Genomic DNA, 15,331 nt, shown 5'->3' with positions numbered 1-15,331 from the left:
TTCGAGATTCATCGACGAAATTGATAATTTACGTAAAATATGTGCTTGAATCAAAAAAACTCTTTCAAAAAAAGGCACTTTTTCAGTGACTTCGGACAGGTCCCTCGTCCCAAACCTGATAAACTTTATTCTATTACTATTACAGCATAGTTATCGATAAATAGAAACATGCTTATCCAAGTAACCTATCATTACCATTTTCCGAATACAGAATGTACCTCCCCTATTTACGCCCACAAACAGAAATTTCTTCATCTTTATCTTCCACTAAAAGAGCAAATTAAAAATGAGCACCTTTTCATTAGATGCTCATTCATTAGATTTATTTCACCATTTGTTTCACGATTTCTTTATTACGCTGTTTAAATACTTCATTATGAGATGACACCATAGCGAATTTATTAGCATCTGGCTGAATATATTGTTTCGCTCTATTCACTGCATTTGCAGCATCTTGAAATGCCCCAGAGATTAAATGAACTTTCCCATCGTACATTAAGATATCGCCTGCTGCATACACACCTTCAACAGATGATTCACTGTTTGCACTCCCTGTAATATAGTAATCATCGGTTAATTCAATATTCAAGTCACTATTTTTTAGTAATACCGAATCTTGTTCAAAGCCATGATTAATAATCACTTCATCAATTTCTAGCTCCATTAACTCGCCTGTTTCATGGTTAGTTAATTCCACTCGTTCAATCACCTCATGATTACTACTAGCAATCAGTTTAGTGATCGATGTATTTAATAAACAGTCAGCCGAACTATTCAATAATTGAGTTGCTTGTGCTTCATGACCTTTTAAGGAATCTTTACGATATGAAACATATACTTTTTTCGCAACGGGTTCTAGCTCATTCGCCCAATCAATAGCTGAATTTCCTCCACCTGAAACAAGTACTGTTTTATCTTTAAAGTGCATTAACGATTTCACTGTATAATTTAAGTTCGTTACCTCAAATCTTTCAGCACCTTCGATTTCTAGCTTTTGAGGTTTCAATATCCCACTGCCAATTGCAACAATTACTGTTTTAGAATAATGCTTTTGACCGGATGCACCATGAAGAATAAAGATTCCCTCTTCATTTCGCGATAAAGATTCGACTTTTTCATTTAACACGACTGTCGGGTTAAATGTAAGCCCCTGTTCCACGAGCTGATCGATTAGCTTTGCTCCAGGGATCGGTGTTTGACCACCAACATCCCAAATCATTTTTTCAGGATAAATATGAATTTTCCCACCTAATTGCGGCTGAAACTCAATTATTTTTGTCTTCATCTCTCTTAACCCACTATAAAAAGCGGAATAAAGTCCAGCGGGGCCGCCACCAATGACCGTTACATCAAATATATCCTGTTGTTGCATGTGCAAACACTCCTCCACCAAAACTTATATATAAATACCTATCGTATGTAAAAAATGAATTCATTTGGCTTATCTACTTATATAATGATTAATTATAACCTACATTCTAATTGACAACAATTATCACTATCAGTTAAAGCGTGAAATTTTCCATCCAATTCTTTCCTACCCTTAGAAAAGATTCCAACATTTTGAGATTTATAAAATAAATAATTATTGACAACCTATAGTACATAGAATTATAGTTATTGACGTTAATGAGAATCATTATCACACGAAGGAATTGAAAGGATGTAGCAAAATGGTTCGCCTATTTACAAAGGACTTAAATGTTGGATACGAAGAACAGCTAATTGTAAAAGACCTAAGTGTAAGCATACCTGATCAGAAAATTACGACGATTATTGGTTCCAATGGCTGTGGAAAGTCTACTTTGTTGAAGGCAATTACAAGAATCATTTCTCAGCAATCCGGCACGGTCGTATTAGATGGGAAAGATATTTCAAAAGAACATACAAAAGAACTTGCTAAAAAAATGGCGATTTTGCCGCAAACCCCTGAAAGCGCAAGTGGCCTCACAGTGGGTGAGCTCGTTTCATACGGACGCTTCCCCTATCAAAAAGGGTTTGGTCGCTTATCAAAGCAAGACATGGAAGTCATTGATTGGGCTCTAGAAGTTACAGGAACAAAGGATTTTAAGTTTCGCTCTGTAGATGCCCTATCTGGTGGACAACGCCAACGAGTTTGGATTGCCATGGCCTTAGCTCAAGAAACAGAAATTATCTTCTTAGATGAACCGACCACTTATTTAGATATGGCTCATCAGTTGGAAGTATTAGAGCTGTTACAAAAGTTAAATATTGAACAGAATCGTACAATTGTAATGGTCCTCCATGATTTAAATCAGGCTGCCCGTTTTGCTGATTATCTGATTGCCTTAAAAGATGGGCATATTGTGAAGGCAGGCGATTGCACGGAAGTCATTACGAAAGACGTGCTGAAAGAAGTTTTTAATATAGACGCTGAAATCGGAATCGACCCAAGAACACATAAACCAATGTGTATTACGTACAACTTATTAAAAGGAGAAATGTAACATGAAAAAACTGCTTTTACCGTTCTTATTACTTTCAGTGCTACTACTTATTAGTGCTTGTAGTAATAAAAATGACAAAACATCAGAATCAACTAAAGATTCTAAAGAAACATTTACATACCAATCTGAGACAGGTCCTGTCGAAGTACCGAAAAACCCACAACGCGTTGTACTGCTTTCTGGCTTTACAGGTAACGTTCTTTCTTTAGGAGTGAATGTTGTAGGGGTTGATACTTGGTCTAAAAACAATCCTACCTTCGCAGAAGAAATGACAGATGTTGCCGAAGTTTCTGAAGATAACATAGAAAAAATTATTGAATTAGAACCTGATTTAATTATCGGCTTATCTACAGCTAAAAACCTTGATAAATTAAAAGAAATTGCTCCAACTGTTACGTATACATGGGGTAAATTAAATTACTTAGATCAGCACATTGAAATTGGAAAACTATTGAACAAAGAAGAAGAAGCAAAAGCATGGGTTGAAGACTTCCAAACACGTGCTGAAGCTGCTGGTGAAGAAATCCGCGCTAAAATCGGTGAAGATGCAACTGTATCAGTTATGGAAGCCTACGGGAAAGACTTATATGTATTCGGTAATAACTGGGCTCGTGGAACAGAGATTTTATATCAATCCATGAAATTAAAAATGCCTAAAAAAGTAGAAGAAATGGCGCTTGAATCTGGTTACTATGCCCTTTCAGCTGAGGTTCTTCCTGAATATGCAGGAGATTATATGATCTTAAGTAAATACTCTGACGCTGACACTTCCTTTGAAGAAACAGAAACATATAAAAACATTCCAGCCGTGAAAAACAATCAAGTCTTTGTCATGGAGGGAAATGGTGCTTCCTTCAGTGACCCAATTACGTTAGACAAACAACTTAAATTCATTACTGAATCATTTTTAGGAAAATAATTTACACTTGGGCGTCTTAAATTTACTTTAAGACGTTCCCTTTTTTTACCTATACTACATAAAAAGAGTTGAGAGAATGCTACAAAAAAATACGAAACGTCCGATTCCTTTCTTTTATAAATTAATAGCTGCCCTCCTTGCTCTATTTCTGATGTTTATGATTGCTAGCCTATGTGGAGCTGCGAAAACGCCACTTCCAGATGTATGGCTCGCTCTTACTTCAAATGTCAAAAATGATGTGACCTTAATGCTTCGCGAAATCCGCTTCCCTAGAGAAATTGCTGCTATTTTTGTTGGTGCGGCATTGTCTGTTTCAGGTGCGATTATGCAAGGACTAACACGAAACCCACTCGCAGACCCTGGCCTTCTAGGATTAACAGCAGGAGCCAGTGCCGCTCTTGCAATTACAGGGGCATTAATGCCTTCAGCAAATTATTTTGCAATCACCATTGCTTGTTTTATTGGGGCAGCCATTGGGACGCTGTTGGTTTTTGGCATTAGTATGATCAATCGAAGAAGCGTTTCCCCCCTACGCATTGTGCTGGCTGGTGCCGCTGTTTCTTCATTTCTTTACGCTATATCAGAGGGCGTCGGCATTTACTTTAAACTATCAAAAAATGTTACGATGTGGACTGCTGGTGGGTTGATTGGTACGACTTGGACTCAGCTACAACTCATTATCCCAATCATCATAATTGGAGTATTGATTTCCTTATTTCTTGCAAGACAGCTTACTATCCTTAGTTTAAATGAAGAAGTCGCTGTTGGATTAGGTCAAAAAACAACACAAGTGAGAATCCTACTCTTTGTAATCATTATTTTATTAGCTGGCGCTTCTGTCGCCCTTGTCGGAAATATGGTGTTCATCGGGTTAATGATACCTCATATTGTGCGGGCCATTGTCGGAACTGATTATCGTTTCATCCTTCCCATGTCAGCAATCATTGGTGCAACTTTTATGTTATTTGCTGACACAATTGGTCGTACAATTTATGCGCCCTACGAAACACCCGTTGTTGCGATTGTAGCAGTTTTCGGATTACCATTTTTCCTAATCATTGTTCGTAAAGGAGGTCGCATGTTCTCATGATTCAACCTTCTTTACTAAAGAAACAACGATTACTACTAATTCTTTTCTCTGTACTTATTTTGTTGACGGTTGTCATTGGCATGGGAATAGGAGATGCTCCCCTTTCCTATAATCGGTTAATTCCTACACTCTTGGGTCAAGGAACATTTAAAGAGGAGTTCGTCTTATTTTCGATTCGCCTCCCTCGTTTAATCGTTACGCTTTTAGCAGGGATGGCGCTTGCCTTATCGGGTGCAATTCTTCAAGGGATTACACGCAATGATTTAGCAGACCCAGGGATAATCGGCATTAACGCTGGAGCTGGTATTGCTGTAGCCATTGCCTTTCTCTTTATCCCTATTGAATTAGGTTCGTTTGTTTATTTCATTCCGATTGTAGCCTTTGTCGGGGCGCTCCTGACAGCTATCTTGATTTATTTATTTTCATATAGTAAAACAACTGGTCTTTCGCCAGTTAGACTGGTGTTAGTCGGAATTGGTTTTTCGTCCGCACTTTCTGGAGCCATGATTGTCATTATCTCGTCTGCTGAAAGAGAAAAGGTGGATTTTATTGCTAACTGGCTAGCGGGGAATATTTGGGGAGCAGATTGGCCTTTCATATGGGCGATCTTACCTTGGTTAGTCATTCTTATTCCCTTTACGCTCTATAAAGCACACCGCTTAAATCTACTCGGATTAAGTGAACCAGTAGCAATCGGTGTTGGGCTATCTATTGAAAAGGAAAGGATCGTCTTATTACTAACAGCCGTCGCTTTAGCAGCGTCAGCTGTTTCTGTAACGGGCGGAATTTCATTTATTGGATTGTTGGCCCCACACATCGCAAAAGCCCTAGTAGGACCGCGAAATCAATTATTTATTCCGATTGCCATTCTACTTGGCGGGTGGATTTTAGTATTCGCCGATACAATTGGACATAACCTAATTGAACCAAACGGAATACCTGCTGGGATCATGGTTGCCTTCATTGGCGCACCTTATTTTATTTACTTGTTATTGAAAAAATAGATGGATGAACAGATTATGATAAAACCCCAAAACGCCATTTTCAATGAGAAAATGGTGTTTTTTGTTGTTAATGACATCCGTATTTAACACTAGCTAAAAATATATTCTAAAAAAGAATCTGATTAAGTATCTGGTGAGTGCCGGCTAAGGGGCCAACACGATGTTGGTCATGGGAGCAAGACATGCGGCCGTGGCGTTTTTGCCCCCGGATTTGTGAAAGGCCGGCTCACATATTATTTGTCCTTCTAAACGTTCCGGAAACTTTTCGCGGCTTACAGTGGTAGGCCGCGTTTTCTGGAGTGTGGCTAACACTTTTTAATCTAAAATTATTAATAATCACAATCCCTTTTTATATAAAAAAGAAGCACCGTAATTAGTGCTTCTTTTTCATTAGATAATTAACTTATAACCTGAAAAACAAAATTAAAGAGAAATAAACCAGCGATGACATACAATGCTGCAGAGACTTCTTTCGCTTTACCAATCGCAATTTTAATGATTGGGTATAGAATGAATCCGGCTGCAATTCCATCCGCAATACTGTACGTAAATGGAATCAAGGCGATAATGAAAATGGCTGGGAAGCTTTCACTTAAATCGTCTAAATCTAAATTTCGGATATTTTGAAGCATTAATCCCCCGATGATCAACAAGATTGGCGCAATGGCACTATTCGGAATCAACTTAATGACTGGGATAAAGAATGCTGAAAGTAAAAATAAACATCCTGTCGTTACTGCCGTTAACCCTGTTCTGCCACCTGCTGCCATCCCTGCTGTACTTTCAACGGCTGAAACGGTTGGACTTGTTCCAAACAAGCCTGAGAGCATTGCAGAAATAGAAGTCGCCTGAAAAGCACGAGTGAATTTTTCCGACCGATGAACAAACGAAACCTGGCCATGAATAAGCCCGACATTTTCAAAGACAAGAACCATCGTTAACGAAAAAACAGCAATCCAGAAAGTGATGGATAAGATATTGTCAAAAGACATGGCACCAAAAACATCCATATAATCAGATAGTGAAAATGATTCCGCTTCTGATGGTTGGAAGTCAATTAAACCAAATAGCCATGCAATGACAGAGCCTACAATCACTGTAATCAAAAAGTTCCCCGGTACATTCCGTATGAACAAGATGATTGCAATAAGGAGCGTAAGAATCGTCGCAAGAACTTGAGGTTCTCCTAAATCACCAAGAGCAATAATCGAGTTCGTTCCCTTTTCAACAATTCCACCCTTTTCAAGTCCAATTAACATTAAAAACAGTCCAAGTCCCACAGTAATGGCCTCTTTTAAAGACTGCGGAATCGATTCGCTTAATGTTTTCGAAAAACGAGAAAAAGCGAGAAACATGAAAAGTAAGCCAGAAACAAATACAACCGCTAACGCTTCTTGCCATGAAATGCCCATTGATTGGACAATCGTATAGGAAAATAGAGCGTTAATGCCCATCCCTGGAACTAGAAGAATCGGAACATTTGCCCACAACCCCATCAACAAACAGCCAACGAATGAGATGAAAATCGTCGCTAAAATCCCAGCTTCTAATGGAATACCAGCTTCCGATAAGATCAGTGAATTGACGGCAATAATATAGACGATGGTAACAAAACTAATCATCCCTGCCACAACTTCACGTTTCACATTCGTCTCATTTTGTTCAAGCTTAAAAAGTTGGTTCAACCAATTTTTCTTCATGATGTTATTACCTAGTATTCAATTAGCCCTCTCCCTACCCGCTCTCTCTGACGAATCAGATGAGCCACAAACTAATATTCTAACAGAAATTTTGCATTCAGCAAATAGGTAGTGCACTAACGGATTTTCCCAATCTTGGACAGCTTCCTTTCCTCAAGTGATTGGGACAGCGGGGACAGGTTCCTCGTCCCACCACCCTCACAAAGGGGGAATTGACTTGATACGAGAATAAGCGAAGGAATTTCTCTTAAATTGAAAAATACACGGATTCTCACTGTAGGGACCGCTTATCTTCTATAAATCTTTGAATTCCACCATATTTGGGCAGTTAACCAAAATCTCTTTGCTGATCTGCGCTTCTTAAGCCTTCAAAATAGACATTAACCGAAAATCTCTTCGCCTATGTTCATTATCAAACTCTTTCATCCAAACGTAGTAATGTCTCATATAAAACTTCCGTTGCGATTTCACAGTCATCCATTGACGTAAATTCTAATGGATTATGACTAATGCCATCTTTTGAGCGAACAAAGATCATACCAAACGGACAAACACTTGCAAAGTTCATCGCATCATGCACAGCCCCACTGACAAGAGAAATGGGGTGAATCCCTTTAGATTCAATTGTTTCTTGAATTGCCTTTTGTATACTAGCATCCGTTTGTACAGAAGATACGGTTTGGAGTGTTCTAATTTCAGACTGAACATGACGTTTTTCGGATACTTCTTGAATCATCTCTTTTATTTCCGCCACAATCTTCGCACAACGCTCATTATCAAGATCGCGAATATCTAATGAAAATGTCACCTCACCTGGAATAACATTGACGCCATTCGGTTTTACTTGTAACTTCCCTACTGTCGCAACAGCATCTTTATATTGAAGGGCAATTCGCTCAACTTGTAGAATCATTTCACTCGCTGCCACTAACGCATCTTGACGAATCGGCATCGGCGTTGCTCCTGCATGTTCGCTTAAGCCCGTAACCGTAACTTCTGCCCAACTCGGTCCATAAATCCCCGTCACGATGCCAACAGGGACATTCTCATTTTCTAGGACTTTACCTTGTTCAATATGTAGCTCCAGATAAGCTGCTATTTCATTTACTTTTGCTTCATGTATTTTTTCAGGGTCGAATCCGTACTCAAGCATTGCTTCTTTTATTGAAATACCTTGGTCGTCTCGTTCCTCTAGTTCTTCCGTTTTTAATATCCCCGTCAAGGCCCGACTTCCTAACAATCCAAATCCGAAACGTGTTCCCTCTTCGTCTTTAAATGAGACTATCTTAACTGGTGAAGTTAATTGGACCCCTTGCTCCTTTAACGTATGGGCCACCTCAATCGCAGCTAATACCCCAAGAGCACCATCAAATTTCCCACCATGGGGTACCGTATCAATATGAGAACCGATGACAATTGGCGCTTTTTCTTCGGTTCCTTGTCGCTCACCCACTACATTCCCAACGGCGTCAAAGGAAACGGTTAACCCAGCTTCCTCCATGTATTGCTTGATGATTTCATTCGCTCTTTTTTCTTCATCGGTAAACGGAAATCTATTGATGCCCCCTGATGATTGCATTCCAATTTGACTCAGTTCCTCGATATGTTTTTCTAGTCTTTCTCTATTAATCACGTACAATCGCCCCCCTTTAAGAAATATTTTAGCACAGATAATTACAAAATTTTCAAAATATTAACAAGTACTAAATGTAGAGTTATGTTGGAAAATAGGTCACTCTAAAAAAATAAGAACAGCCTGACTTATTTTCGATAAGTCCGCTGCTCCTTATTTAACAAAACGCTCTAGTAAACTGAACCCTTACTTGAATGGAATTTCCACAAAGAAACTTGTCTCAGTTTCATTTGAGCTAATTTTTACTTTCCCGTTATATTTATCAACAATATCTTTTACGATAAACAAACCTTGGCCTCTAATTTTTTTATCATTTTCTTCTCTTTTAGTTGAATAACCTTGTTTAAAGATTTTATCCTTATTCAGTATTTTCGGCCCTGTGTTGGTAATCTTAAATATGTACTGGCTCCCACATGCTTGACAGTGAATCGATATTTTTCGTTGGTCCTCAGGTAATTCTTTACTTGCATCAATCGCATTATCAAGTAGATTGGATAGTAATTTTATTAAGTCTGTTGTTTTTATTTGATCAAATGAATCGTCAGAAACCGAAATACACATATCAATTTGTTGATTTTGCGCCGAAAGTTTCTTTGTTTGTAATAAGACCGATAATCCAGGATGTTTAATATTTAAATTAATTGACTGTATGTTATGTATTTCTTTTGATAAGGTTGATAAGTATTCAAGTGCCTGCTGAGACTTATCTAACAATAGAAGTCCGTGTAAAACTTGAACATGATTTGCAAAGTCATGTCTTAAAGACGAAACGGATGCAATGAGTGTTTTTATTTCTGCTTGATATGTATCTTCTGTTTCCTCTACTTCTTTTTGAATTTCTTTTCGATACCAATGTTGCATGAAGAAAAAGGTTGCGATAATAATCACTACAAATATACCGCTAAATAAAAGTATAAAAATATTATTCTCTAATACCTTCGCGCTAATGGCATTTAGTTGGTCAATCCCTATGTCAATTCCGATATATCCAATGATCTTACCAGTCTCATCCTTTATCGGGGCACCGACAGATATGTAGTTCACTCCTAATTGATGATCTTCAATTTGACCCGTTACATAGGTTTTCCCTTCATAATAGGCTATTTTTACTTGTTTTTCTGGCACCGTACAAACTATGCCAATGGGGTATTCGATTGGACCATTTTTAGGCATCCCCATAATCATCGCCCTTGAAAGTTTCGGATTATCAACCTTTAGTGTGTAGACGTAGTGTGCTCCTAGCTTTTCCCTTGCGTCATTAAGGTACTCACGTAATTCCCAGTACTGCTCATTTTTCTCAGGTTTTTGCAAAAACTGTTTATACGTTTCAACATCGAATGAAGCCGCAATTGATTTGGCTGCGTCCACACTTTGGTTTGCAATAGATTCCTCAACAGTCGATTTTATTCTTATGTATGATGTATATATACTTATACTTATAAATAATAAAAGTAAGACAATCGATAAAACCAATATTAATTTGACTTTTTTACTACTCTTCATTCAAAGTTCCTCTTTCTATAAACCTTGGGAAATAATACGAACTAATTCTATCATTATTTTTAATAGAATACCTAAATTTAGTTTTAAAGTAGCATTTTTTCGAAATAATAACCCCCGTATGAACGCATACGGGGGAATTTTGAGCTTAACGATCTTCAACAATTTCTTCCACTTCATTTAATTGCTGCCTAAGCGTGTCTAAATGCGCTTTATTTTGTTCCACCATATCCAGATGCTCGCCATGGTCAAGTGCATTTTGATGTGCATTTTCTGCACGAGCTAGCGAATTGAAAGCGTGCTCCATCGCGATTTCTTCTGGGTGTGACATCGCTTGCTTCACCGAACGATCTGCCTTTTCAACAGAGTTACTAAACAAAGTACTTGGATGATCCTGTTTCCAACTTTGATGTGAGTGCTTCGCCATTTTGCCTCTTCCCTTCCTCTAAATTAGGTGAATCTAAAGGATAGTATTGTGGATTGACGATGAAAATATGTACGAATTTAAGCAAGCGAATTCATCCAAAATTTCGTATTCATAAGGTTGAGGGAAGTTGAAAATACTAGCTATATGTAGGGAACTAATGACCGGTTAGACGTGGATTTTGCTCGCTAGGCAGTTGTTTTGACCGTGGATTTTGCCCGTTTTGGTATTCCTTTTGACCACTTATAACTCCTTTAGAACATTGACCGATTTTTTGCTCAGAATACTACCACATAATATTCACTCACTTCTCTAAAGCTTTTCTACCCCAAATAATAAACATTTCATTATATCAGAAATAGTATTTCCGAAATCCATAAAAATGTTGCGCTTTATTTGATAAAATCAGTTTCTTTTTCCGTATTTTTATACAGTTAATAAATGATAAGATACTAGGAATATAAGCGCTTATATTGAAAAACAATACGAAGTTGCAACTTCATCTCAGAAGAAATTCTTGAAACTATTGGAGGAAAGTTGAGATGAAAAAAGGTGCATTACTAGGGACATTGATTCTTGTTTTCACCCTACTCGCGGCAACATTCACGGGTGCAAAGGCATTATATGAAACAAAGTCAGTACCGACTGGAGATCGGCATAATATTTCTGAAATTATTAGCCCAAGTAGTAAATGGGAAAAGGTTATTTCCGGAGGTAATGGCCGTTTTATGGAAGGAATCAACTTCGACCGAAAAGGGAATATCTGGTTAGTTAGCCCAATGACAAGCGAAATTCTTACTATTAAAAACGATCAAGTGGTAAAAGTTTTACAAGATCAACAGAATCTAATGCCTATCGGGGCAAAGTTCCACAAAGATGGCCGCTTGTTTATTACCGATGGGAAAGGCGTTCTTTATTCTTACAATCCTACAACTGGCAAGCTTAAAACCATCATCAACTCGTATGACGGTAAACCTTTAAAGGGATTAAATGACCTTGTATTCGATAAAAACGGTGGTCTTTATTTCACAGAACCAATGGGATCTAGTGCAACGAACCCAACTGGCCGTGTCTTCTATTTAGCTCCAGGTGCGAAGGAAGCAAAACTTTTCTCTGAAAACATCGCGTATCCAAATGGAATCGCTATTTCTGCTGATGGCAACCGCGTCTATATTTCAGAGTTTAACAAAAACCAAATTATCTCTGTTCCTTCAGCAACTGCTCCAGCTTCACCTGAAGCAGCGTTTGTTTTCGGTCGTTTTGAAGGTGGAATCGGACCAGATGGATTAACAGTAGATGCTGAAGGAAACCTGTATGTAGCCCATTTCCAAGCGGGTGAAATTGTCGTCCTTGATAAAGATGGATTTAAATATGGAACAATCCGCCTTCCGCAAGATGCAGGCACATTCGTTACAAACTTAACATTCCGAGATGGCTACCTTTATGTAACCGAGTCCTCGAAAAATGAGATTTGGCGCATTAAAGTAGAAACGAAAGGTTTACAGCCATACTGGTTACAATAAAAAACAACACTGGGGCAATCACCAATTTGTGATTGCCTCTATTTATTTAATAACCATTGACGAAATAGGAGATTGTTTCTAACTCATCCTCCGTGAGTTCTCTATTCACATGCAAACGAAATTCTTCAATTATTTTTTGTTGATCCCCGTTACAAAGCTCTGTGAATTTTGCAGTTGTTCTAAGCAACGTCACTTCCTCATTAAATTCCTCTTTTGAAAGCGGCCTTGGATGGTGGGAAAGGACGTATGTATGTGCATCATAAGTCTCTATCTGATCTAAAAGCTGAAGAGTTTCATTTACTTTGTAATTCACTTTCTCTGAAAAAATATCCGCATACATGCAATCCCCTAAAAATAGGACTTTTTCTTCTTTTATATACACAATGACCGCATCTGAAGCGTGAATCCCACCCACATGCTGAACGATACAATTCACTCCCCCAAGGTCAATTTCCAATCGGTTCTCGAAGGTTACATGAGGCAAAGTGATTGCAATATCCCGGTGTTCTGTGAATTCTTTTTTAATGGCAGTAGCACAAAACTCAATTTCCGTTCCCGCTTTTACTCTTTCATCTAGCGCTTCGTCTGACCATGAGTAAGGTATGAGTTTTTCCATTGCCTCTTTCGTTTCTTTGTGTGAAATGGAAACCGTATGGGATAAAGCCGAAAGACCAAAAATATGATCCCAATGCCAGTGAGTCAGGACAACCAAATCAGGATGTGGGACTCCCTTTTTTGAAAGCTCCCCTGTAAAATAGTTCGCATGGCTTTCCGAGTTACCCGCATCTATCATTAATGTCTTACGGTCCCCCACAACCATCCCAAGTATCGGTCGATCCGTCTCCGATATCGGCGTAATATACCAAAAACGCTCACCAATTTTCTCTATTGATTGCATTTGTGTTCCCCCCTTCGTTATATAGTAAAATGTAAAAACTCTTAATGAAACTGCTACCATTATAGTGTTGAAAAGGTACTTTAATTATTCAGGAGTTGTTGAATTAGTGGTTTTGGAAATGAGTTAGATTTTGGTAGGCTAGCTGCTGAAATGGAGTTCTTTGGGGGAATGAACGGTAAAATTGGAAGGAGTTTTATTCAAAATCCCTTTCATCAAGCTTATGAAGAGGATATTCTCATCTCCGAGCCCCCAAATCCCCTTCATCACCCCAATGAAGAGGAAAATTTCATCCACGAGCTTCCAAAATACCTTTCAAGCCTATGAAGAGGAAATCCCTACTCCGAGCCCCCAAAATCCCCACATAACGAGTTACGGTACACTCTCCCCTATTTCAACCTCTCGATAAAATGCTTTAAAATTTTTGCCGTTAAGCCCCAAATTGTATAGTTCTCGTAATCGAAAAACCATTCTTCCATGTCACGAGTTCTCCATTGATACTTGTCACCATTCATAATTTTATGATATGGGAAGTCTGGAGAAGGTTTCGGTTCAACTGCTACTAAGTGGACATATGGTTCGTAATTGAGTAACCAATTGAGCGGAACTGTAAATATTTCTTCAACCTCATGCTTGTTATAAGAATGAACCTGTTTGTAGTCCAGTATTCCGATAAACGGATAAACAACAAAAGCAGGAGATGCCACATAAGGACTTAATTTACCCACCACTTCAATCGTTTTCGGGTCAACACCCAATTCTTCTGATGTTTCTCGTAAAGCAGCGGCCAGTGGGGATTCATCGGTTTGATCGATTTTACCGCCTGGAAAACTTATATCGCCAGGTTGACTTCTCATCTTGAATGAACGGACTTCAAACAAAATGTGCCATTCTTCATTTATTTGAACTAATGGAATTAGTACCGCTGAACGGAAAGCCGTTTCCTCTCCTAAAAATAACGTTTGATTTCGTTTTAAATGATCCTTCAGCTTATTTTTATCTAGTGTCATTTAATCCCCCTCACCTTAATAATTTTTTGTATCACTACTATAGCAAATAAAAAAACAGAATACGACTTCTGATAAAAACAGCCTGATTCAGCATCAAACCAAGCTGTTTCACCCATAAAAATTACTTAAGTCGATCCGAAATAATCTTGACTGCCTTTAGAAATTCTTTAACAAATTTTTCGCGATTAACCGTATGAAGAACATGTACGTTAGCAGTTTTACCTGTACGATTCGTATAATCAACGACCGTTGTACCTGCTGTTGTCCCTTCAAGAGCTACTTCCACATAACAGTCCTGTCCTTTAAAAATATCCGGATTCAATAAATACATAACCGCGCATACATCATGAAAATGTAACACTTGATCGTAATTCTCTTCATGGAAAGGCGTTTTCTTCATCACATCGAGGTAATAAGTGACGAGGTGGTATGCCTTTTCTGCAAATTCAGTTCCTATATTTAATATATCTTTCGCTTCATCTGGCGTTACAAATGCCTTATGTGTCACATCTAATCCACTCATGACAATAGGAACACCTGAACGAAACACAATCTCCACTGCATGAGGGTCCACATACGCATTAAATTCTGCAGTTGGGGACATATTTCCACCTACTGCCGCACCACCCATCCATGAAATTCGCTCTATTTTAGGTTTTACTTCAGGATGTGCAAGTAGTAACGCCGCTACATTTGTTAACGGACCTGTTGCAACAATGGTCATTTTCTCATCGCTCATCATAATCGTTTCCAACATCGCTGTAACAGCTTGTCGCTCACTTACAGGTAACGAAGGTTCGGGAAACTGAACATTCCCAAAGCCGCTTTCCCCATGGATATCTTCTGCGACTTCTAACTCACGGAAAATGGGCTTCTCTAACCCACGTGCAATTTCTACATCCGCTCCAATATAACTTAAGAAGGCTCGTGCATTATAGTTTGTTTTATTTTGCGAAATATTGCCAGAACAAGTTGTGACGAGGCGTACGTCTAACGCATCGTCATTTGCGAAGGCTAATGTTAGCATCATGGCATCATCTATTCCTGGATCCGTATCAATAATAATTGGTAGCTTTGTCATGTAAAAACCCATCCTTTATCGTTCTGTAAATACGTTAATACGTCTCACACCATTGTAAGGTACATTTAAATATTATCCTAAAAG

13 protein-coding genes are annotated in these 15,331 nt (G+C 38.5%); 5 read left to right on the top strand and 8 right to left on the bottom strand.

Features of this window, described 5'->3' with window-relative positions; translation table 11 throughout:
* Nucleotides 1-322 precede the first annotated feature (322 nt).
* Nucleotides 323-1,372: an NAD(P)/FAD-dependent oxidoreductase gene (locus tag JOD29_RS19130; RefSeq protein WP_124766935.1), complete on the bottom strand. Its 1,050-nt coding sequence runs from the start codon at nt 1,370-1,372 to the stop codon at nt 323-325.
* Between the two features lie 301 nt (nt 1,373-1,673).
* On the opposite strand from JOD29_RS19130, the gene JOD29_RS19125 reads away from it, so the two are divergent.
* From JOD29_RS19125 to JOD29_RS19110, 4 genes are all read left to right on the top strand, one after another.
* Complete coding sequence (locus tag JOD29_RS19125) at nt 1,674-2,468, top strand: ABC transporter ATP-binding protein (protein WP_124766934.1); 795 nt, start codon at nt 1,674-1,676, stop codon at nt 2,466-2,468.
* A 1-nt stretch (nt 2,469) separates the two neighbouring features.
* Complete coding sequence (locus tag JOD29_RS19120; RefSeq protein WP_124766933.1) at nt 2,470-3,387, top strand: iron-hydroxamate ABC transporter substrate-binding protein; 918 nt, start codon at nt 2,470-2,472, stop codon at nt 3,385-3,387.
* Nucleotides 3,388-3,463: 76 nt separating this feature from the next.
* Nucleotides 3,464-4,477 carry a FecCD family ABC transporter permease gene (locus tag JOD29_RS19115; protein WP_124766932.1) on the top strand — a complete coding sequence of 338 codons (1,014 nt, stop codon included), beginning with the start codon at nt 3,464-3,466 and terminating at the stop codon, nt 4,475-4,477.
* Nucleotides 4,474-5,481, top strand: a complete 1,008-nt coding sequence (locus JOD29_RS19110; RefSeq protein WP_124766931.1) for a FecCD family ABC transporter permease — start codon at nt 4,474-4,476, stop codon at nt 5,479-5,481. The genes JOD29_RS19115 and JOD29_RS19110 overlap by 4 nt, the downstream gene beginning before the upstream one ends.
* Before the next feature lie 398 nt (nt 5,482-5,879).
* Here JOD29_RS19110 and JOD29_RS19105 read toward each other — a convergent pair whose 3' ends face one another.
* The 4 genes from JOD29_RS19105 to JOD29_RS19090 all read right to left on the bottom strand — a co-directional run bounded on the left by JOD29_RS19105 (nt 5,880) and on the right by JOD29_RS19090 (nt 10,741).
* Nucleotides 5,880-7,181, bottom strand: a complete 1,302-nt coding sequence (locus JOD29_RS19105) for an NCS2 family permease (RefSeq protein WP_124766930.1) — start codon at nt 7,179-7,181, stop codon at nt 5,880-5,882.
* A 412-nt stretch (nt 7,182-7,593) separates the two neighbouring features.
* The gene (locus JOD29_RS19100) at nt 7,594-8,814 is read right to left on the bottom strand and encodes a Zn-dependent hydrolase (RefSeq protein WP_124766929.1); all 1,221 of its coding nucleotides are present in this window, start codon (nt 8,812-8,814) and stop codon (nt 7,594-7,596) included.
* Between the two features lie 186 nt (nt 8,815-9,000).
* Nucleotides 9,001-10,317, bottom strand: a complete 1,317-nt coding sequence (locus JOD29_RS19095) for a sensor histidine kinase (protein WP_124766928.1) — start codon at nt 10,315-10,317, stop codon at nt 9,001-9,003.
* A gap of 145 nt (nt 10,318-10,462) precedes the next feature.
* Complete coding sequence (locus JOD29_RS19090; RefSeq protein ID WP_124766927.1) at nt 10,463-10,741, bottom strand: hypothetical protein; 279 nt, start codon at nt 10,739-10,741, stop codon at nt 10,463-10,465.
* Between the two features lie 539 nt (nt 10,742-11,280).
* Here JOD29_RS19090 and JOD29_RS19085 point away from each other — a divergent pair.
* Entirely contained in the window at nt 11,281-12,261 is a 981-nt protein-coding gene (locus tag JOD29_RS19085; RefSeq protein ID WP_124766926.1) for an SMP-30/gluconolactonase/LRE family protein, read from the top strand.
* Nucleotides 12,262-12,307: 46 nt separating this feature from the next.
* On the opposite strand, the gene JOD29_RS19080 is transcribed toward JOD29_RS19085, so the two are convergent.
* The 3 genes from JOD29_RS19080 to JOD29_RS19070 form a co-directional block, all read right to left on the bottom strand.
* Nucleotides 12,308-13,159, bottom strand: a complete 852-nt coding sequence (locus JOD29_RS19080; RefSeq protein WP_124766925.1) for an MBL fold metallo-hydrolase — start codon at nt 13,157-13,159, stop codon at nt 12,308-12,310.
* 386 nt (nt 13,160-13,545) lie between these two features.
* Nucleotides 13,546-14,166 (bottom strand): NUDIX hydrolase, encoded by a 621-nt coding sequence (locus JOD29_RS19075; protein WP_124766924.1) that lies wholly within the window; start codon nt 14,164-14,166, stop codon nt 13,546-13,548.
* Between the two features lie 121 nt (nt 14,167-14,287).
* Complete coding sequence (locus JOD29_RS19070; protein ID WP_124766923.1) at nt 14,288-15,247, bottom strand: nucleoside hydrolase; 960 nt, start codon at nt 15,245-15,247, stop codon at nt 14,288-14,290.
* Nucleotides 15,248-15,331: the final 84 nt, after the last annotated feature.

The organism is Lysinibacillus composti (genome assembly GCF_016908465.1).
Classification (GTDB): Bacteria; Bacillota; Bacilli; order Bacillales_A; family Planococcaceae; genus Ureibacillus; species Ureibacillus composti_A.
Note: the sequence above shows the minus strand (reverse complement) of the source record. Positions and strands in the feature narration are given on the sequence as shown.

Bases quoted from the DNA above. Each gene is read 5' to 3' on its own strand.
- JOD29_RS19105 (WP_124766930.1), bottom strand. From the start codon at position 7,181: ATGAAGAAAAATTGGTTGAACCAACTTTTTAAGCTTGAACAAAATGAG.
- JOD29_RS19130 (WP_124766935.1), bottom strand. From the start codon at position 1,372: ATGCAACAACAGGATATATTTGATGTAACGGTCATTGGTGGCGGCCCC.
- JOD29_RS19120 (WP_124766933.1), top strand. From the start codon at position 2,470: ATGAAAAAACTGCTTTTACCGTTCTTATTACTTTCAGTGCTACTACTT.
- JOD29_RS19115 (WP_124766932.1), top strand. From the start codon at position 3,464: ATGCTACAAAAAAATACGAAACGTCCGATTCCTTTCTTTTATAAATTA.
- JOD29_RS19090 (WP_124766927.1), bottom strand. From the start codon at position 10,741: ATGGCGAAGCACTCACATCAAAGTTGGAAACAGGATCATCCAAGTACT.
- JOD29_RS19080 (WP_124766925.1), bottom strand. From the start codon at position 13,159: ATGCAATCAATAGAGAAAATTGGTGAGCGTTTTTGGTATATTACGCCG.
- JOD29_RS19095 (WP_124766928.1), bottom strand. From the start codon at position 10,317: ATGAAGAGTAGTAAAAAAGTCAAATTAATATTGGTTTTATCGATTGTC.
- JOD29_RS19110 (WP_124766931.1), top strand. From the start codon at position 4,474: ATGATTCAACCTTCTTTACTAAAGAAACAACGATTACTACTAATTCTT.
- JOD29_RS19125 (WP_124766934.1), top strand. From the start codon at position 1,674: ATGGTTCGCCTATTTACAAAGGACTTAAATGTTGGATACGAAGAACAG.
- JOD29_RS19075 (WP_124766924.1), bottom strand. From the start codon at position 14,166: ATGACACTAGATAAAAATAAGCTGAAGGATCATTTAAAACGAAATCAA.
- JOD29_RS19070 (WP_124766923.1), bottom strand. From the start codon at position 15,247: ATGACAAAGCTACCAATTATTATTGATACGGATCCAGGAATAGATGAT.
- JOD29_RS19085 (WP_124766926.1), top strand. From the start codon at position 11,281: ATGAAAAAAGGTGCATTACTAGGGACATTGATTCTTGTTTTCACCCTA.